The following is a 19,739-nucleotide window of genomic DNA, read 5'->3' on the forward strand; positions in this document are numbered from 1 at the left end:
GAAAAATGACCGAAAAAGCAGTTGTGCTTATCCGGTCATTTGTCATTAAGGATATAGTCTGTTTAATAGTCTCGGGAATGGAATTGTTTCTCTTACATGCTCCACTCCACTGATCCACGCAACTGTTCTCTCAAGTCCGAGTCCAAAGCCTGAGTGAGGCACTGAACCGTATTTTCTAAGCTCAGAGTACCACTGATAAGCTTCAGGCTCGAGGTTATGTTCTTTGATTCGCTGTTCAAGTAATTCCAGATGATGAATCCGCTCAGACCCTCCAATAATTTCCCCGTATCCTTCAGGGGCGATCAGATCTGCACATAGCACGACGTCTTCATTATTTGTATCAGGCTGCATATAAAATGGTTTCAGGCTCGTTGGATAGTGCGTAATAAAAACAGGCTTATCATAGCTTTCAGCAATCGCTGTTTCATGCGGCGCCCCAAGGTCGTCACCCCATTTAATATCATCAAACCCTTTTTCATGAAGAAACTTCAGTGCATCATCATATGTGATCCGAGGGAAAGGTGCTTTAATTTTCTCTAAAACTGATGTATCTCTTCCGAGTCTTGTCAATTCAAGCTGGCAGTTATCAAGTACAGATTGAACGACGTAGGAAACATACTGTTCCTGTACTTTCAGATTATCTTCGAATTCATAAAACGCCATCTCAGGTTCGATCATCCAGAACTCAATCAGGTGACGGCGAGTTTTTGACTTTTCAGCACGGAAAGTCGGACCGAAAGAAAATACTTTTCCAAGTGCCATTGCAGCAGCTTCCATATATAATTGACCACTTTGTGAAAGGTAAGCATCTTCTTCAAAGTATTTAGTATGGAAAAGTTCTGAAGTACCTTCAGGCGCACTGCCTGTCAGGATAGGCGGATCTACCTTTACAAAACCTTCTTTATTGAAAAATTCATAAGTAGCCCGGATGATTTCATTTCTGATTTTCATGACAGCATGCTGACGGTTAGAACGCAGCCATAAATGACGGTGGTCCATCAGGAACTCTGTACCGTGTTCTTTCGGCGTAATTGGATAATCAATCGATTCATGAATCACTGTCAGATCTTTCACATCCATTTCATAGCCAAATGGAGAACGTGAATCTTCTTTGATTACACCAGTTACATAAATAGAAGACTCCTGCGTCAGTGATTTTGCTTTTTGGAAAATGTCTTCTCCAACTTCACTTTTAACAACGACTCCCTGAATAAATCCTGTACCATCGCGTAACTGTAAAAAAGCGATCTTTCCGCTTGAGCGTTTATTTGCGAGCCACGCGCCAATTGTCACTTCTTCCCCAACATGGCTGCCGGCTTGAATAATTGATGTTTTCACTTGATTTCCCTCCAGGAACATTAATATCTATTGTTTCATCACTAACGTATTATACCTTTGTTACGTATATGGTTCAATCAGCGTCTTTTATTTTCAACGTAGTCATTGATTCTATTCAATGCCGTTTCAAGCGAATTCAGGTCCGTTGCATAGGATAATCGAATGTTATCAGGCGAACCGAATCCTGATCCCGGAATCACTGCAACATTTGCTTCACTTAAAAGGTCTTTTGCAAATTCATCCACTGAATCAAACCCACATAGCACAGCTGCTTCTTTTACATTTGGAAACAGATAAAATGCACCTTGTGGCTTAATGCACCGGAAACCGGGAATTTGATTGACCTGATCATATACTTTGTTCAGACGGCTTTCAAATGCGGTTCTCATTTCTTCAACAGCATTTTGAGGTCCTTCATAAGCGGCCAGCGCACCAAATTGAGCAGTAGTTGTCGGGTTGGATGTAGAATGACTAGCCAGGTTCGTCATCGCCTTAATCAGATCCTGTCTCCCTGCAGCATACCCAATTCTCCAACCGGTCATTGAATGTGATTTGGAAACCCCATTTATAATCAATGTCTGGTCTTTTAAAGCAGGTGAAATTTCTGCAATAGATGTATGTTTCGCCCCGTCATACAGAAGCTTTTCATAAATTTCATCTGACACGATTAAAAGATCTTTTTCAATACATGCTGCTCCGATCGCTTCAAGCTCCTCTTTCGTATAGACCATCCCTGTCGGATTACTTGGCGAATTAAGAATAACAGCTTTTGTATTAGGTCCTGCAGCTTCAATGATCTGCTCAGCAGTTACTTTATACTGATTCTCTTCTTTTCCTTCAACGATCTTAGGTGTTCCCCCTGCAAGTTTAACCTGCTCAGGGTAGCTTACCCAGTACGGTGTCGGAATGATCACTTCATCACCGTCGTTCAGGATTGCCTGGAACAGACAATAAAGGACGTGCTTGGCTCCACTGCCTACAAAAACTTCAGAAAGCTCATATGTAATATGCTGGTCTCTCTTGAATTTATCAGCAATCGCCTGCTTTAATGCGACTGTACCTGCTGCAGGCGTATATTTAGTTTCACCGCTTTTCATTGACTGGTATGCTGCTTCAATAATATGATCAGGCGTGTTAAAATCCGGTTCTCCGGCACCCAGTCCGATCACGTCTTTTCCAGCTGCTCTCAGCTCTTTTGCTTTAGCTGTAATCGCTAAAGTAGTTGATGGTGTTAATGATTTAACTCTGTCAGCAAGTAATTCTCTCATATTCTTTCCACTCCTTATAAGTTACGGATTGTTCTCCACCAATCGCCGCTTTCAAATTTAACATAATAATAATTCAGAAGCTCATCCTGATCTTCATACACAATTTCCCATACTGGACCAACTGATTCCATTCCAATCTTGGAAGATAAAATTTTGCTGGGTTCATCATCAGCGTAAAGCATCTCAATGGCCTGTTCCTCTGTGATCCCTTCATCATATGGAACAGTGACAGATTCGAGCTCACTATTTTCAGAATAAAAGAATAATTGATTTGAACCTTCAATGCTTCCTGAAACAACATAATAAGCTTCACTGCCATGATAATGATAGCTGTCTGATACTTCCATCCCTTCTGACCTTGCAGCTTCTTCAGCTATTTCAAGCTCTGCGTTAACCTGCTGATTTGCAGTAAAGTAAATCAGTGCAAAACAGATCATAAACACTGAAACAACAGCAGTTAACAAGAGTATCCATTTTTTCATATTAAACCTCACTTATGTTCTGTAAATTGTAAAAACTGCTTTTGACTGATCTTCTTGATCAAGTGCAAGACCAAACATCAGATCATCTCGTTTAAGGGACCGATTTAAAGCATCTACAATTTTATAAAGATCTTTTGAGTGATCTACTGTCACTGTCGAAATGATTTCAATCTTTTCACCCATCAGCTTCACTTCTTTCATCAGATTTATCATAAATAGTATAACAGGTTTATTCAGTCTACAACCATTCTTCAATGTCAAAGATACATTCATCCAGGCTTTTTTCTTCCACTTTCATTTTCGGGATTGAATCTGTAAATGCTTTACCGTAGGATGCACTAATCAGTCTCCTGTCAAATACCATAAAAATGCCGCGGTCATTTTCGTGTCTGATCAGTCTGCCAAAGCCCTGTCTGAATCTGAGTACTGCTTTTGGAAGGGAGACTTCCTGAAACGGATTTCTATTTTCACTTCTTGCTCGCTCCCATTGAGCTTTTATTAACGGTTCATCCGGTGGTGAAAAAGGTAGCCTGACCATAACAAGACAGGATAAGTCCTCCCCTGGTATATCTAGCCCTTCCCAAAAGCTGCTTGTACCAAATAAAACCGCTTTATCGAATTTACGGAAGTTCTTCGAAAGCTTTGTTCTGCTTCCTGCTGATATCCCCTGGGCAATCAGGATAAAATCCTCCATCTGCTGGCTTTCTTTAATCAATTCATACGTATTGCGCAGCATTTCATGAGATGTGAAGAGTACTAACATTCTTCCCTGGGTTGCTTCAGCAATAACTGCTAAATGTCCTGTGATCCATTCAACATATTCCTCAGGTGACACTGATTTAATATCCGGAAGATCATTAGGTACCATCAGCCGGACATGATTCTGATAATCAAACGGTGACTCGTATTTTTTTGTAATCAGCTTCTTCCCTTCAAGGCCTGTTGATTGAATAAAATGATTAAATGAGTCATTAACTGTGAGAGTAGCACTTACTGCTGCAGAAGGGATCTGATCAGCAAAAAAGGCCTGCTGGATTTTCGCTTTAAGGTCCAGTTCATTCGCCACTATCGTCAAACTGCCCGGAACTGATCTTAAATCACCTTCGACCCACTTCACATGATGATCATGCTTTCTGATGAATAGCATTCTGATCATTTCTATCAGGCGTTCCCATTCCTGAACCAGCGCGCCCGCATCTTCAACTGCAGCTTTTTCGGTTACAGTCAATTTTGTTTTCTTCTTCCCGATTGCATCAAGCTGGACAGATAGAACTTTTAGACAGCTCTTCAATTCAAAGAATAGTCTTTCAAAACTGTATTTTACATATTTCCAGTCATCATGTTTTTCCGAATTTAAAAGCAGCTTTTGCCTTTGAAGTCCTTTTTGCCGCTTTACATACTGCTTAAAATATTGACCCAGTTGATTAAACGATGAATCTGTTTCCTGATTTAATTTCTCAAAGCTGTCAGGATCCAGCCTGTCACTGCTTATATCATATTTGTTTAAAATCAAATGAAGTTTTTCTGATACGCCATCATCCTGTGCGCCTGTCAGACGGGTGATGGCAAACTTTATTTTCATATAATCGAGCCTGATTCCCCACTGATTTCTGCATGTATCTTCGAGATGGTGTGCTTCATCAATCATTAAATAATCATAGCGCGGAAACGTCTGAACCTCTTTATGCTTATCAGCAGCAAGCATTGAATGATTTGTAATCACAATATCCGCGTTTTCAGCTTTTGTAAGAGAGTAGCTGTAAAAATCCCTGTTTGCCCATGGATCCTGATTTTTATCTAAATACCAGCCGCTGTGTCTGATTCTGTTCCAGTACAAGAGACTGCCGCCTGATAGATTTAATTCATCAATATCACCGGTTTCGGTTTCAGTCAGCCAAGTTAAAAGCTGCATCTTCGCCAGAACAGTATCATACTGGCGATCTGATTCTTTTAATGACTGCTCAAACTTCAGCATATGAATATAGTTGCTTCTTCCTTTTAAAACAGTAGTTGAGATTGAATCATTAAGCAGCAGATTCATTTTTTCAGCTGTTAACATTAGCTGATCCTGCTGCTGAAGTGTTTGAGTGGTGATTAAAACTTTTTTACCTCTGCTCACTTCGATCATGGCAGGGATCAATAACCCGAGCGTTTTCCCTACCCCGGTTCCCGCTTCAATCACTGCATGCATCTGCTGATCATATGCAGTCAAAAGATCACTGATCATGTTCAGCTGGGCTTCTCTTTTTTGATATCCCGGCACGAGCTGTCTGATAAAAGGTTCAATGTTAAACTCAGCTGGCTGGTTCTGCTTTCTTGTAAATTGTTTCTTCTTTACAGCGATGCCCCTAAAGACTTCTAGCTCTTGCGGGAGGTCGGTTAAATTTTTCTTTTTTTCATATATGCAGGCTTCAAAAAAAAGAGTCAGATCACTTTTAAGGAAAGCAGACTGAACAGAAAGCTGTTCAACAGTGATTAACGGCATAGACATCACTTTATTATGTAAGCTGATTAACAATTCTGCAGTTGCCAGCGCATCACTGTCTGCCTGGTGGGGACGTTCATGATCCAGTGACAGATTATCAGTCAGGTCACCGAGTTTGAAGCTTGCTGCTTCGGGCATCAATGCCCGTGACAGCTCAACTGTATCCCAGGTTTCACCCGAAAACTCATGATAACCAGCACGGGAAAATTCACCATTTAAAAAAGGCAGGTCAAACTGAACATTATGTGCAACAAAAACAGCCCCGTTCAGCATCTCATTGATACGGGGAGCAATCACTTCAAAATCAGGTGCGCCTTCAACATCCTGATCTGTAATACCGGTAAGTTCGGTGATAAAAGCAGGAATTGGCTGCTTCGGGTTTACAAATGATGAATAGGTTTCTGTAATTTGCATGTCTTCAATCAGAACGACCGCAATCTGAATCATGCGGTCGCCTCTTTTGTATGAATTTCCTGTTGTTTCTATATCCACCACTGCAATTTTTTCTGATTTCATACCTGTCACAGCCTTTATCTGATTTCTAGCCCATTACTGTTGCTTCAGGCTCATGATGAATCATCTCTGTAATTTCGTTATGCTCATTCATAATTGCTACTTTTGGCTGGTGGTGTTTCGCAGCTTCATTTTCAACCAGCATATAGGAGATCACAATAATGACATCCCCTTCCTGCACCAGTCTGGCCGCTGCACCATTAACACACATTACCCCGCTGCCGCGTTTACCTTTAATGATATATGTCTCAAACCGAGCACCATTATTATTATTTACAATCTGTACCTTTTCATTAGGGTACATGCCGACAGCATCTAAAATATCTTCATCTATTGTAATGCTGCCTACGTAATTCAGATTGGCTTCTGTTACTCTTGCTCTATGAATTTTCCCACTCATCATTGATCTGAACATGCTGTTTCCTCCTCAGTCGTAAATATGATATTGTCGATTAATCTGGCCCGCTCGAACCTCACCGCAGCAGCTATAATCAGACGGGTATCTGACTCAGAAGGTACCTGTAATTCCGGATAGGTGAGGATTTCTATATAATCAATGTCTCCGCTGACAGTTGAAAGTTCATGTTTAAAGTGCTCGATTGCAGCATTGCTGCCGTCTGTCATATATATTTCAGAAGCTGTTTTTAACGCCTGGTAAATGACAGGTGCTTCCGTTCTTTCCTGATCGCTCAGATATACATTTCTCGAGCTCTTAGCAAGCCCGTCCTGTTCTCTGATCGTTTCAACAGAAATGATTTCGGTAGGGAAATGTAAGCTTCCTGCAAGGCCTTTCACCACTGCGACCTGTTGAGCATCCTTTTGCCCGAAATAACTTTTATCCGGATCAATGATATTAAACAAAATCGATAAAACTGTCACAACTCCATCAAAATGCCCGGGTCTCGAAGCTCCGCAAAGAACGTCGGTGCGTTCAACCGCTTTTACACTTACAGAAGGCTCTGCAGGATAAAGTTCGTTTACATCCGGAGTAAACAGCACATCTACGCCCGCTTTTTCTGCAAGCTCTATATCTCTTTCGATGTCTCTTGGATATCTGTCATAATCTTCTCCGGGACCAAATTGAAGCGGGTTAACAAATATACTCATGATTGTAATGTCACAGTCACTGCCTGATTTACTTACGAGAGTTAAGTGACCTTCATGTAAAAAACCCATTGTGGGTACAAAGCCAATTGTTTTACCCTGTTTTTTATAGTCTTTTATCATTTTTTTTATTTCCCGGGTGGTGCTGACAATATTCACGACTTCGTTCCTCCGTAAAGTGAAATTCTTTCTTCTTCTTTCAGATTAAATGAATGTAATTCGGCAGGAAACTCCTGCTTTTTTACTTCTTCGTTATACTGTTTGATTGCACTGATTATATCCGGGTAAACTTCAGTATATTTTTTAACGAATTTTGGTACACGATGGTCACCATACCCAACCAGGTCATGGAATACAAGTACCTGGCCATCTGCCTGAACTCCTGCGCCGATCCCTACAGTTGGAATCTGACATTCAGCTGATACTTTTTCAGTGATCTGCTGAGGAATACATTCCAGAACAACTGAAAATGCACCAGCTTTTTCACAAGCTGCGGCATCGTTGATCAGCTGTATCCCCTGCTCAGCAGTTTTCGCCTGTACTTTAAAGCCTCCAAGTACTCCGGCACTTTGAGGTGTCAGCCCCAGGTGAGCCATGACAGGAATACCACTTTCAACAAGCGCTTCGATCATAGGCAGCACATTACCCGCACCTTCGACTTTCACTGCATCAGCACCTGATTCCTGCATGATTCTAGCAGCGGACTTCAGCGTTTCCTCACGTGATAAATGATAGGTCATAAAAGGCATGTCCACTACAATAAATGTGTTTTTCGCACCACGTCTGACCGCTTTTGCATGATGTATCATATCTTCTAGTGTGACCGGAACCGTTGAATCATACCCAAGCACAACCATCCCGAGAGAATCCCCCACCAGGATCATATCTGATTGTGCCTGTTCTGCTGCTTTAGCAGACGGGTAATCATAGGCAGTCACCATTGTTATTTTTTCACCGTCTTGTTTCATTTTAAGAAAATCAGCAGTTGTTTTCATGTTTTCTCCTCCTTTATTTCAGAGGGAAACGAAATCCCTGCAGACATAAATAAAACCTTCTGATAGACAGAAGGATGCCGCAGATTATTCCGGTCCTCTGTCCCTGTCACTTAATGGATCAAGGCAGATCATGTCAGTTTTTTGTTATAAGGTGCAGTTCATTTAAGATACTGCCCAACCACAGTATAACAGATCACTCCTGATCCCAGCTATAAAAACTACTCAATATCAGCTGAGTAAATCAGGTGCGTCTTTCCACATTCGTCAATCAGTTTTAAAACACCCTCATTTGTAATACCTGAAGCAAACCCTTTAATTTCTTTATTCAATGTTCTGGCTGTAATCTGTTTACCAATCGTGACCGCATATTTTTCCCAGACCTCTTTGATCGGTTCAAAACCTTCACTGATATAAATGGCATAATACTTCTCAAGGTTAAATAGAATTTCCTGAACAATCCCCGCTCTTGAAAATGTTTTACCACTTTCTATATGAAGTGAAGTGGCAATTTCACGGATCTCTTCCGAAAAATCATCAGCAGACTGATTCACATTAATCCCCATTCCGACAATAAGTGAATGAATCTGCTCACTGTCTGCCTGCAGTTCCGTTAAAATACCTGTAACCTTTTTGCTGTTGATCAGCAGATCATTAGGCCATTTAATATCAACCGAGAGTCCACACGTGCTTTCTATTGCCTCTACAATGGCTACAGCAGCGATTAATGTGAATTGCGGAGCTTTTTGCGGTGACAGAGAAGGTCTGAGTAATAAGCTCATCCATATTCCCGTTCCTTTCGGTGAATGCCATGAACGTGCCATTCGCCCTCTTCCTGATACCTGTTCCTCTGCAATCACAAGGGTTCCTTCAGGTGCATTTTCCTGCGCAAGACGGTGTGTAATTTTCTGAGTACTTTCTACTGATTCATAGAAATGAACAGATCTGCCAAGCTTAACTGTTTTTAAGCCGACCAGGAGATTATTTTCATTTAATTCATCAGCCTTTCCAAGCAGCCTGTACCCTTTCTTTCGCTTAGACTCAATCATAAATCCGGATGATCTTAAATCTTCTATGTGCTTCCATATAGCAGTTCTCGAACACCCTGCCTGGTCTGCCAACTCCTGACCGGAAAAATAACTGTTATCAGAAGATGACAGTGCGGCCAGTATTGATTCTCTTATTTTTGAAGCCATTCTGATTCCACCCACTCTTTTATGTCACTTAAGTTATTTTCAAGCTCTTCATCTAAAATCAGCTGTTCTATTACTGATGTGCAGTCTTTCACCCATGGTCCACCCTTTTTACCCGTCCATTTAATTAAATGTGTCCCTTTAAAAGCTAAGTCTGATCTGGATTTAATTCTCATTGAATGATACAGATCTTCCATATATTGCGCATCATATGGTCTCTGGTTAAGCACCGCTGCTATCTTTTCAGCAGATGTAACAGGCTCTATACCCATATGATAAATATCCGCTTTCGTAAATGCTCTTCCTGCCCTGATCGTCAGCAGATCTGATAGGGACAGCTGCTTTTTAATTGTTTTATTAGACATTTTCCACTGCTTGAGTAAGGTTTTCACATCGTCAAATTCTCCGATCGCTATGATGAGCGCAAGACGTTCTCCAGCATTTAAAACTTTCCAGTCAATCTCTCCTAATGACTTCACAACTTTTTCTGTTATGAGTACAGGCAGATAGGCATGAAGGTTTGTCTCTATCACATAGCGCAGCGCTCTCTCCATTGCAGGACCATTGATCAGTTTTTCAAGTTCTGCTGCAATCCGCTCTGTTGCAACCCTTGACAGTCTCCGGGCATATACTCTGATCGCTTCAAATGTATGATTTTCAATTGAAAAATCAAGCTGTGATACAAACCGGACCGCTCTCAGCATTCTCAGTGCGTCCTCCTCAAACCTCTCCATGGGAAGACCTACAGTTTTGATTTCTTTCTTTTGGAGATCTTCTCTCCCGCCAAAAAGATCTGTTAATTCATATGAAGAAGAGAGGGCCATTGCATTCATCGTAAAATCTCTTCTTTTCAAATCTTCTTCAAGAGACCTGACAAATGTAACTTTATCAGGCCTCCTGCTGTCTGAATATGTGCTTTCAGTTCTGAAAGTGGTCATTTCAAACTGACCTTTTTCATGGAGTACCAATATCGTTCCGTGCTCGATGCCAACATCTATCGTCTTTTTAAAAATCTGTTTGATTTCTTCCGGCGTTGCAGATACAGCAATATCAATATCATTGATTTCCCTGCTCAGGTAATAATCACGTACACAGCCTCCAACAAAATAAGCCTCATAGCCGTTTGCCTCGATTTCTTTTAAAACAGGCAGTGCCTGACTGAACAATTCATTCATTGTGCATGTCTCCATTTAGCAATTCATCATACATTGCTTCATACTGTCTGATGATTTTACTTGAGTGAAAATCATTTTGAACGGTGACGACAGCCTGACGTGAAAAAGATGAATGGAGCTCTTCGTTTTGGAGAAGGTTAACAGCTGCTTTTCCCATTGAATCAGTATCACCAACAGGGAAAATATAACCGTTTTTCTGGTCCATGATTACCTCAGGTATGCCGCCTGCATCAGTTCCGATACACGGGACGCCACAGGCCATTGCCTCCAAAGCAACAAGACCAAAGCTTTCTTTTTCAGATAACAGTAACATCAGATCACTGATGGAGTACAGTTCCTCAAGGTTATCCTGTTTACCAAGGAAGAGCACATGTTCTTTAATCCCCAGTTCATCCACTTTTTTCAGGACTGCAGACATTTCAGGGCCATCACCGGCAAGGATTAACTTTGAAGGCAATTCTTTATGAATGTGTGCAAATACCGTCACGACGTCAAGCACTCTTTTCACTTTTCTGAAGTTAGATACATGAATAATGATTTTTTCATGATCTGTTATGCCGTAGTCCTTTTTCAGATAATCTGACTGGACTTTTCTGTAGATCCTTTCATCAAGAAAGTTATATAGCACATCAATCTCTTTATCAGGAGCAATCAGATCTTTTGTCTGTTTTACCAGCGCTTGTGAAACTGCAGTTACACGATCGGATTTTTCAATCCCGAATTTAATTGCTTTTGTCAGACTGTCATCAACTCCTAGTACTGTAATATCTGTCCCATGAAGTGTAGTGACGATTTTCACATCGCTATTTGCCATTTGCTTACCCATAATCGCACAGACTGCATGCGGAATAGCATAATGGACGTGCAAAATATCAAGCTCTTCCCTTTCAATGACATCTGCCATTTTATTAGCAAGGGCAATATCATAGGGCGGATATTGAAATACCGAATAATGATTTACCTCTACCTGATGAAAATAAATATTCGAATACATCTTATTCAGTCTAAATGGGATACTTGATGTAATAAAGTGGATCTGATGTCCTTTTTCAGCAAGCAACTTCCCGAGTTCAGTCGCAATTACACCTGACCCGCCAACAGTCGGGTAACATGTAATACCTATTTTCATTTTTTTCATTTTACACCTGCAATATTCCTGTTAATAAGTAAAGGTTTATCGCTTATAAACCCTTCTGCCATTTTCACTTCAACTTCCTTACCAAAAACCTTATCTCTTGAAATGACTGTTTCTATGTAATCATCCGTCAATGGTGTCTGAACACCATCCACGGGTGTGAACTGGCTTTTATAAGAAGAAAGAGCGCGTACTTTCTGTTCGCTAAAATCTGTTATGTCAATTACAAAATCAGGCTTATGTATGCCATTAATCATATAATGATAAAGCATCGTTTTATGTGGTTCCTGTCCGGTTTCAAACTTTCGGATTCTCGCTGAAAATACAGCTTCAATCACTAACTTCGCAGCATGGATGTGATCGGGGTGTCTATCTTCATAATAGGGACAGAATACAATTTTCGGTCTGACATCTCTGATTACTTTAACAACCTGCTCAATTGTGTGATTATCGGCAGTAAAATTGCGGTCCCCAAGATCCAGATTGATTCTTTTTTTTACTCCCAGAATTTTCGCTGCATGTTCAGCCTCATTCATTCTGTTTTCAGGCGTACCGTTTGATGACAATTCAGCTTTTGTCAGATCACAGATAACTGCATTCATTCCTTCATCTACCCATTTGGCAAGCGTACCACCCATCCCGATCTCAACATCATCTGAATGAGCTCCGATTGCCAATATATCAGCTTTAGACATGTTTAAGATCCCCTCTTATGATTCCTTTAATCAAAATGTCAGCAGAGCCGATATTTGTAGCCATGGGAATATTATATACGTCTCCAAGTCTAACGAGTGCAGATACATCCGGCTCATGCGGCTGTGCAGTCAATGGATCCCGGAAAAAGAAAACTGCATCCAGCTCCTGATTTGCAATTTTTGCACCAATTTCCTGGTCACCGCCTAGAGGACCTGATTTAAACCTGTGGATCGGCAGGTTAGTCAGTTCATTAATTTTTTTTCCGGTTGTCCCGGTTGCAAATAATTGATGCTTAGCAAACTCATCTTTAAATTCATCAACAAATTTTAATAGCGCTTCTTTTTTCTCATCATGTGCGATTAATGCGATATTCATTTGACCATCTCCTTAATCAATAATGTTTTCCACTCCATAGATCAATTCTTCCAGATCCATAATTGTATGAATACATAACTTTACACCTGACATAAAGGACCCTCTGTCGTGAGAATCGTGCTTAATTGTGAGAAGCTGTCCTTCCCCGCCAAACATGACCTGCTGATGAGCCACAAGACCAGGCAGTCTAACGCTGTGAATCCGGATACCGTCAATGTCACCACCGCGGGCTCCTTCAATTGTTTCTTTCTCATCAGGATGGCCCTGCTGCTTTGCTGTACGCTGCTCTTGAATCATCTCGGCAGTTTTCAGGCCGGTGCCTGATGGTGCATCAAGTTTCTGATCATGATGCATTTCAATGATTTCAACATCTTCAAAATATTTTGCTGCCATTTGTGAAAATTTCATCATTAAAATTGCACCGATTGCAAAGTTTGGTGCAATAATTGTTCCTAACTGATTTTCTTTAGACAGCTCCTTGAGCTCTTCTAATTCCTCTTTGGTAAAGCCGGTCGTTCCTATAACCGGTCTGACTCCGTTTTGCAGTGCTGTTTTAGCATGAAGGTACCCTGTTTCAGGCGTTGTAAGATCTACAAGCACATCGGGTTTTACAGTGCTGAAGCATTCCTCAGGATTTGTAAAAATGACAGCATCCGTGCTGAACCCTTCCAGATCAGACAGGTTTTGCTGATTATACTGCCTGTCAATAACAGCCGAGAGCTTCATCCCTTCAGTCTGTTCTACTAATTTTACCGCTTCTTTTCCCATTTTCCCACGCGGTCCTGCAATGACTACTGAAATTTCTTTTGCCATATTACTTGTCCTCCTTTTTTGTCCATCTGTCTTTATCTCTCGATTTGAATTTATTCATCACTTTATGGTGCGCATCTTCCAGGCTGATCCCCTGCTCGTTAGCAAAGCAGATCAATACAAAAAGTAAATCACCCAGTTCTTCTTCAATTGTGCTTGCATCTTCAGTACTTTTTTTCGGCTTCTCACCATAGTGGTGGTTAATCTCTCTTGAAAGTTCTCCTAATTCTTCAGTCATACGGGCAAGCATTGTTAAAGGTTTGAAGTACCCTTCTTTAAACTGTCCAATATACTGATCTACATCGTCCTGCATATCTTTTACTGTAAAATGATTATCTTTCATCTGCTACCTCCATAATATTGCTAATAGATCGTCAATTAGCATATAATGTTGAACGTATGTATAAGGGGGGGAATTGTATTGTTCGGTCTGAAATTTAAAAATATACTCTTTATTATTCTGGGTGCTGCTATATTCAGTTTCGGCATTGTTCATTTTAACATTCAGAATAACCTGGCTGAAGGCGGATTTACAGGGATCACGCTATTATTATACTTCATATTTGATCTGAAGCCTTCTATTACGAATCTGCTATTAAATATTCCTGTATTTGTTGTCGGCTGGAAACTGCTTGGATTAAGATCTTTTTTGTATACACTGCTTGGAACATTAAGTGTATCACTTTTTCTTGAATTATTTTATATTTATCAATTCTCGATCCCGCTTTCAAATGATTTGTTTTTAGCAGCACTGTTTGCAGGTGCTTCTATTGGCGTTGGGCTCGGGATTATTTTCAGGTATGGAGGCACCACAGGAGGCGTGGATATTATTGCGCGGCTTGTTAAAAAATACGCCGGGTGGAGTATGGGACGGACAATGTTTATTTTTGACGCTGCTGTGATTATTTTATCTCTTGCAACTTATCTGAACTATAGAGAAGGAATGTACACTTTAGTCGCTGTTTTTGTCGGTGCTAGGGTCATTGATTTCATGCAGGAGGGTGCATATACTGCAAGAGGTGCTATGATCATCTCGCCACACCAGAAACAGATTGCCGACCTGATCACAGCAGAAATGGACCGCGGCGTCACAGTCCTGACCGGTTATGGACATTATTCCAAGGAAAAGCGCGAGGTATTATATTGTGTGGTCGGAAGGAATGAACTTGTCAGACTGAAAAACCTGATTACTTCAGTAGATCCTCATGCGTTTGTATCTGTTACTGATGTTCATGATGTGTTAGGAGAAGGTTTTACTTTGGATGAGAACAAAAAACCGATAGAAACGTAAAAAAAGCCGTAAGCCTCTATATAGAAGCTTACGGCTTTACTTTTTAATCGTCTCCATTCATTCCGATAAACATCAGAATAAATCTAAGCAATTCAAGCAATGCAACTAATGCAGCTGCGACATACGTGAGTGCTGCAGCATTTAGTACTTTTTTAGCGTGAGGTTCTTCTTCATTTCTAATCAGTCCAATGCCGACCATCTGGTTCATTGCACGCGATGAAGCATTAAACTCAACCGGCAGTGTAACGAATTGGAACAGAACTGCTGCAGCGAAGAAAATAATCCCGCCAAGCATGAATTCCATCGAACCGAGAAGCATACCTGCAATGATCAGAATAAAAGAAAAGTTTGAGCCGAGATTTGCCACAGGAACAAGCTTATGGCGCAGTCTTAAAAATGCATAACTTTCTGCGTCCTGAATCGCATGTCCCACTTCATGGGCTGCTACAGCTGCTCCGGCAACTGACATCCCGTGATAATTATCGGGTGAAAGGACAATTTCTTTCGTCCGCGGGTTGTAATGATCACTTAAGAACCCTTTACCCGGTTTGACAGAAACATCATAGATCCCGTTCTCATGAAGGATTCTCTGCGCAACTTCAGCACCAGTCATGTTTGCTGTTGTCTGAACTTTAGAGTATTTTTTATACGTCTTTTTCACACGGCTGCTAGCCCATAAAGGCAAGATTAAAATCAGCGCAAAATAAATCAGGATTTCCATTCAGACCCTCCATTTTATTTGTTTGATTAAATTTTACCTTTGAATTAAATTTACTGTCAATTATTACGTTCACGGTCCGGCACATTCTTTTTCTGTCCGACATATTTTCGCCATGAAACATAGGATAGGACTAATATGATGGAACTCAGTGTAAATATACATAATACGATAAACGGAATATTAAACACTGCAGGCAGCATAAGTCATTCCTCCTTGACCTATGCTATGCCCGTAATTAATTTCTATGTAAAGACCTCTGCCACTCTTTTCGATATATTCCTACATACCATGCGATCAAGACTGAACATACGCTTAACCAAAAAGTAAAATAACCGATGTGGTCAATCATCTCAGATAATCTTGAATACACAGGATACTGCATATACACATAATCAATCACATCATTATGAAACGTCCATACAGCAGCAAAAACAATGTGCCAGAGTTTCATTCTGTAAAAAGGAGCATATAAAAGACCCTGTACAGCCATTGCAGCATGAGAAAGTACGAGCATCCATGCAACTGCAGACATCTCACCAGTCACACCCCAGGTCAAAAAATTCATGACAACTGCCCAGATCCCGTATTTAAACAGAGTAATGATTGCCAGTGCTTCAATGAGCGGCCACTGCCTGTTAATTAAATAGCCGAAAATAACGATGGTAAAGAAAAGACTGGCAGTTGGACTGTCAGGTACAAAGATTAAAAAGATGGGTTCTGTATCTGCCAGCTGAAATCTGTACCAGTAATATCCATAAATTGTTCCGAGCAGATTAACGATAAATAATACGATAAGAAAATATCTGTTTGTCAGCCATGAAAAGATGTATTCCTTCATTTGTTCACCTCCTGCGTAATCGTTCAATTTCATTGTCAAATCACAAAATCTGATTAAAAAAAGAGCCGGAACATCCGGCTCTTTTCATATTATTCAGCTGCTGGATCAGTCAGATACTCAGCTAACTGCTGAAGTTCTTCATCAGAACCTTCAAACAGACCAGCTGGCATATTTCCCTGTCCATTGACAGCAATATCAGCAATTTCTTCGGCTGATAGTTCTAATTCACCAAGTGCAGGTCCTGCTCCACCTTCAAGGTTTTCACCGTGACAGTTTATACAGCCCTGCTGTTCATAGATCGCATAACCTTCAGCTTCCGTATTAATATCAACTTCAGCTACGATTTCACCCTGACTGCGCTGTGTTTCCCAGTCATGGTAAGCAACTGATTCCCAAGTCAGGAAGATCGTTGCAGCGACACCAAGCAGCATAAATCCGGTTGCAAGTGGTCGTTTACCGGGACGACGTGCAGGTCCGCGGTCAATAAATGGTGCAAGCAGTAAAGCGCCAAACGCGATACCAGGAATAACGAAAGCACCAATTACATTATAAGGACCAGAAGCGAAATCATATTTCAACAGCTGGTATAAGAACAAGAAGTACCAGTCAGGAAGAGGAATATATCCTGCATCCGTCGGGTCAGCAATCTTCTCGAGTGGTGGCTCGTGCGCTACAGTTAATGATAAGTAACCAATTAAGAATACAGCACCTACCAACCATTCTTTTAATAGAAAGTTTGGCCAGAAAGCTTCCGTTTTTCCAGGAAACTCTGAGTAATCTTTTGGAATATTTGGTTTACGGTTCGCCGGAACACGTGAGTCCCCGACAAACTTCATCCCTTTTCCACGATGCATAGTTTTCCCTCCTTTTAGTCCAGATGTTTTACAGCGGTCCTGAGATACCCTGCTTACGGATCATAATAAAGTGGGCTGCCATCAGACCAAGTAGTGCACCTGGCAGGAAGAATACGTGAATTGCAAAGAATCTGGTTAATGTCTGAGCACCCAGTATGCTCGTATCCCCTGCTAATAGAACACGGATCTGCTCACCAATTAATGGTGTTGCAGCAGCAATTTCAATACCTACCTTAGTTGCGAATAGTGCTTTCATATCCCAAGGCAGAAGATAACCTGTGAAACCAAGTCCAAGCATAACGAAGAAAATAAGTACGCCTACCACCCAGTTAAGCTCACGCGGTTTTTTGTAGGCACCTGTGAAGAATACCCGTAAAGTATGAAGAAACATCATGACAATAACAAGACTGGCTCCCCAGTGGTGCATACCACGGACAATTACGCCGAAGGCAACTTCATTTTGTAAGTAATAAACTGAACGCCATGCATTTTCGATATCTGGCACATAATACATGGTCAAAAACATTCCGGATAAGATCTGTATAACGGTTACAAAGAATGTCAGTCCGCCGAAGCAGTATACGAAAGCTGAGAAGTGGTGAGCGGGGTTAACGTGCTCAGGAACTTCGTGATCAGCAATGTCACGCCACATTGGGGTGATATCCAACCGTTCATCTACCCAATCATAAATCTTATTAAGCACCCATTACGCCTCCTTTACTATGCAATTGTGTTTGGAACAACTTGTCCAAGCTGCAAGATGCCATCGTCAGATACTCTCGTCTCGAACATGTCAAGAGGAGCAGTCGGTGGCGTTCCCGGTACGTTCTTACCGGATTTCTCATACAGTCCATTATGGCAAGGGCAGAAGAATCTGTTAGGATCACTTTCTCTTCCTTCCCAGTTGACTGTACAGCCTAAGTGTTTACATGTTGGATTCAGTGCAACAACTTCCTGATTTTCATCAAGATAAACCCAAGCAGTCTGAGTGACCTCGGACGTATACCATGCGTCTACCTGTTCATAAGAAAAGTCTACGCGGGTTGGTACGTCACTCAATTCATCAATTGAAGTACCAGTAGAGATAAAATCTCCTCCGGCTTCAGCAGTTAGTACAGGATCAATTGCAAATCGCACCATTGGCATAAGCATACCTGCAGCCATGAAACCGCCTACACCAGTTAATGTATAGTTTAAAAATTGACGACGTGAAACACGCTGATTACTCATTAATTTCCCCCCTCTACCGTCAGGTCAGTCCCTCGGACATTTTTCGCACAAATATATAACTAGGACATATTCATGATATATCAATATATTATCAAGGTCAATAATCCGTTAAACCTTTTCATTTCAACTATGTGAAGTTTTTTTGAACGTTAGTTCGCCTGCCATTTACCAACGACAATTTTCAACAGCTGGCTGACCTGGTCTTCTATGATTTTCTGCTTATACTTTCCTTCCATATGTTCCATCGGAATTGACGGAAGCCAGATTAAATCCGCATTCAGATCATTTTCAGTCTCTCTCCAGAAGGAATCAGACGTCACAAGAAAAATATGGTCAAATCCATTATCTTTTAGTGTGTCTGCCCATTCACTCATTCTTAATTTCCTCTGCTCTTTATCTTCTGATGAGAAATAAGTAAAAGGCGGCAGCAACATCATACGGCCCTTAAACTGCTTTTCAAGCATCGCTGTAACGAGCGGGATAAATTCCGCCTGGTCAGCTTCCTGCTTTGCCTGCTCTCCAAAACTCACCGGCAGCAGCGGTACAACTGCTGTATCTATGTACTTTTGTTCCTGAAAAAATAATTCGATATCTTTTGTATTCCAAATCACATACATCACCCCTTTAAATAGTTCCGCGATTAAATTGTAGCACAAAAAAATATAGACAGCTCTCACTGTCTATATGTTACGTCAGAGTTTTCAGCCGCTCTGTCAGCTGTCTGAATTTGCTTTCATCATGACGGTCCAGAGCCTCATCAATTTCTTTCATCAGCTGATGTCTCAGATTTTCATTAATGCTATCTGTAAGGAATTGTTCAGCCATTTCTCTTTCTTTTTTTGATAAATGGACTTCTTTCGGTGTATAAGGGTTGTCTTCGAGAACTGCTGCATACTGATAAGATGAATACGCTGATTCGAAATTCAACTGTACATACAGATCCTCTTCACGGTGAAGCCTGATATCATGAAACGACTTTTCAGCATCCGTCGTCATTACCTGTTCCTTATAAAACCTGAATGGCACTTCATCACTGCAGGCAGTTGACATAACAATTCCCCGTGGACAATACCTTGCATCTTCTACGAAGTGTAAATGCTCGATTAACTGGTCATGGCTCAGCAAATAATTCATAATCCAAACTGATTCTCTTTTCTTCAACTGATAGTGCTGTAAAAACCATTTAATAAAATCTTTTTTTTCATCTGCTGAAATGGATGGGGCCAAGCCAATCCCTCC

Annotated in this window: 24 protein-coding genes; 1 reads left to right on the forward strand and 23 read right to left on the reverse strand. The window is 41.0% G+C overall.

Annotated elements, in window-relative coordinates:
• Nucleotides 1-45 precede the first annotated feature (45 nt).
• The 15 genes from asnS to LG330_RS10210 form a co-directional block, all read right to left on the reverse strand.
• The gene (gene asnS, locus LG330_RS10140; protein WP_404403458.1) at nt 46-1,338 is read right to left on the reverse strand and encodes an asparagine--tRNA ligase; all 1,293 of its coding nucleotides are present in this window, start codon (nt 1,336-1,338) and stop codon (nt 46-48) included.
• Nucleotides 1,339-1,415: 77 nt separating this feature from the next.
• Nucleotides 1,416-2,606 (reverse strand): pyridoxal phosphate-dependent aminotransferase, encoded by a 1,191-nt coding sequence (locus LG330_RS10145; RefSeq protein ID WP_404403460.1) that lies wholly within the window; start codon nt 2,604-2,606, stop codon nt 1,416-1,418.
• Nucleotides 2,607-2,620: 14 nt separating this feature from the next.
• Entirely contained in the window at nt 2,621-3,088 is a 468-nt protein-coding gene (locus tag LG330_RS10150) for a hypothetical protein (RefSeq protein WP_404403462.1), read from the reverse strand.
• Nucleotides 3,089-3,100: 12 nt separating this feature from the next.
• Entirely contained in the window at nt 3,101-3,271 is a 171-nt protein-coding gene (locus LG330_RS10155; protein WP_322420981.1) for a YpmA family protein, read from the reverse strand.
• 55 nt (nt 3,272-3,326) lie between these two features.
• On the reverse strand, nt 3,327-6,089 hold the full coding sequence (gene dinG / locus LG330_RS10160) for an ATP-dependent DNA helicase DinG (protein WP_404403464.1): 2,763 nt from the start codon (nt 6,087-6,089) through the stop codon (nt 3,327-3,329).
• 25 nt (nt 6,090-6,114) lie between these two features.
• Complete coding sequence (panD, locus tag LG330_RS10165) at nt 6,115-6,501, reverse strand: aspartate 1-decarboxylase (RefSeq protein WP_404403466.1); 387 nt, start codon at nt 6,499-6,501, stop codon at nt 6,115-6,117.
• A complete protein-coding gene (panC, locus tag LG330_RS10170; RefSeq protein WP_404403468.1) occupies nt 6,486-7,349 on the reverse strand; it encodes a pantoate--beta-alanine ligase in 864 nt (287 codons plus the stop codon). Before panC ends, panD begins: the two co-directional genes overlap by 16 nt.
• The gene (gene panB, locus LG330_RS10175) at nt 7,346-8,185 is read right to left on the reverse strand and encodes a 3-methyl-2-oxobutanoate hydroxymethyltransferase (RefSeq protein ID WP_404403470.1); all 840 of its coding nucleotides are present in this window, start codon (nt 8,183-8,185) and stop codon (nt 7,346-7,348) included. The genes panC and panB overlap by 4 nt, the downstream gene beginning before the upstream one ends.
• A 218-nt stretch (nt 8,186-8,403) precedes the next feature.
• Nucleotides 8,404-9,378, reverse strand: coding sequence for a biotin--[acetyl-CoA-carboxylase] ligase (locus LG330_RS10180; protein WP_404403472.1), 975 nt, complete (start codon nt 9,376-9,378; stop codon nt 8,404-8,406).
• A complete protein-coding gene (locus LG330_RS10185) occupies nt 9,363-10,550 on the reverse strand; it encodes a CCA tRNA nucleotidyltransferase (RefSeq protein WP_404403474.1) in 1,188 nt (395 codons plus the stop codon). The genes LG330_RS10180 and LG330_RS10185 overlap by 16 nt, the downstream gene beginning before the upstream one ends.
• Complete coding sequence (gene bshA / locus LG330_RS10190) at nt 10,543-11,688, reverse strand: N-acetyl-alpha-D-glucosaminyl L-malate synthase BshA (protein ID WP_404403476.1); 1,146 nt, start codon at nt 11,686-11,688, stop codon at nt 10,543-10,545. Before bshA ends, LG330_RS10185 begins: the two co-directional genes overlap by 8 nt.
• Nucleotides 11,685-12,380 (reverse strand): bacillithiol biosynthesis deacetylase BshB1, encoded by a 696-nt coding sequence (gene bshB1, locus LG330_RS10195; RefSeq protein ID WP_404403478.1) that lies wholly within the window; start codon nt 12,378-12,380, stop codon nt 11,685-11,687. Before bshB1 ends, bshA begins: the two co-directional genes overlap by 4 nt.
• A complete protein-coding gene (gene mgsA / locus LG330_RS10200; RefSeq protein WP_404403480.1) occupies nt 12,373-12,756 on the reverse strand; it encodes a methylglyoxal synthase in 384 nt (127 codons plus the stop codon). The genes bshB1 and mgsA overlap by 8 nt, the downstream gene beginning before the upstream one ends.
• Nucleotides 12,757-12,768: 12 nt before the next feature.
• Nucleotides 12,769-13,569, reverse strand: a complete 801-nt coding sequence (dapB, locus tag LG330_RS10205; protein ID WP_404403482.1) for a 4-hydroxy-tetrahydrodipicolinate reductase — start codon at nt 13,567-13,569, stop codon at nt 12,769-12,771.
• Nucleotide 13,570: 1 nt separating this feature from the next.
• Nucleotides 13,571-13,909 (reverse strand): nucleotide pyrophosphohydrolase, encoded by a 339-nt coding sequence (locus LG330_RS10210; protein ID WP_404403484.1) that lies wholly within the window; start codon nt 13,907-13,909, stop codon nt 13,571-13,573.
• A gap of 45 nt (nt 13,910-13,954) precedes the next feature.
• On the opposite strand from LG330_RS10210, the gene LG330_RS10215 reads away from it, so the two are divergent.
• Nucleotides 13,955-14,857: a YitT family protein gene (locus LG330_RS10215; protein ID WP_404403486.1), complete on the forward strand. Its 903-nt coding sequence runs from the start codon at nt 13,955-13,957 to the stop codon at nt 14,855-14,857.
• Nucleotides 14,858-14,900: 43 nt separating this feature from the next.
• Here LG330_RS10215 and LG330_RS10220 read toward each other — a convergent pair whose 3' ends face one another.
• The 8 genes from LG330_RS10220 to LG330_RS10255 form a co-directional block, all read right to left on the reverse strand.
• Nucleotides 14,901-15,578 (reverse strand): zinc metallopeptidase, encoded by a 678-nt coding sequence (locus LG330_RS10220; RefSeq protein WP_404403488.1) that lies wholly within the window; start codon nt 15,576-15,578, stop codon nt 14,901-14,903.
• Between the two features lie 56 nt (nt 15,579-15,634).
• Nucleotides 15,635-15,778 carry a sporulation protein YpjB gene (locus LG330_RS10225; protein WP_404403490.1) on the reverse strand — a complete coding sequence of 48 codons (144 nt, stop codon included), beginning with the start codon at nt 15,776-15,778 and terminating at the stop codon, nt 15,635-15,637.
• A 35-nt stretch (nt 15,779-15,813) separates the two neighbouring features.
• Nucleotides 15,814-16,416: a DUF1405 domain-containing protein gene (locus tag LG330_RS10230; RefSeq protein ID WP_404403492.1), complete on the reverse strand. Its 603-nt coding sequence runs from the start codon at nt 16,414-16,416 to the stop codon at nt 15,814-15,816.
• Nucleotides 16,417-16,505: 89 nt separating this feature from the next.
• Nucleotides 16,506-17,270, reverse strand: a complete 765-nt coding sequence (locus LG330_RS10235) for a c-type cytochrome (protein WP_404403494.1) — start codon at nt 17,268-17,270, stop codon at nt 16,506-16,508.
• A gap of 28 nt (nt 17,271-17,298) precedes the next feature.
• Nucleotides 17,299-17,973, reverse strand: coding sequence for a menaquinol-cytochrome c reductase cytochrome b subunit (qcrB, locus tag LG330_RS10240; protein WP_322420998.1), 675 nt, complete (start codon nt 17,971-17,973; stop codon nt 17,299-17,301).
• A gap of 17 nt (nt 17,974-17,990) precedes the next feature.
• Nucleotides 17,991-18,500, reverse strand: a complete 510-nt coding sequence (locus LG330_RS10245; RefSeq protein WP_404403496.1) for a ubiquinol-cytochrome c reductase iron-sulfur subunit — start codon at nt 18,498-18,500, stop codon at nt 17,991-17,993.
• Between the two features lie 149 nt (nt 18,501-18,649).
• A complete protein-coding gene (locus LG330_RS10250; protein ID WP_404403498.1) occupies nt 18,650-19,111 on the reverse strand; it encodes a YpiF family protein in 462 nt (153 codons plus the stop codon).
• A 76-nt stretch (nt 19,112-19,187) separates the two neighbouring features.
• Complete coding sequence (locus LG330_RS10255; protein WP_404403500.1) at nt 19,188-19,727, reverse strand: ReoY family proteolytic degradation factor; 540 nt, start codon at nt 19,725-19,727, stop codon at nt 19,188-19,190.
• Between the last annotated feature and the right edge of the window lie 12 nt (nt 19,728-19,739).

Source organism: Jeotgalibacillus malaysiensis (assembly GCF_044789845.1).
Taxonomy (GTDB): Bacteria; Bacillota; Bacilli; order Bacillales; family Jeotgalibacillaceae; genus Jeotgalibacillus; species Jeotgalibacillus malaysiensis_A.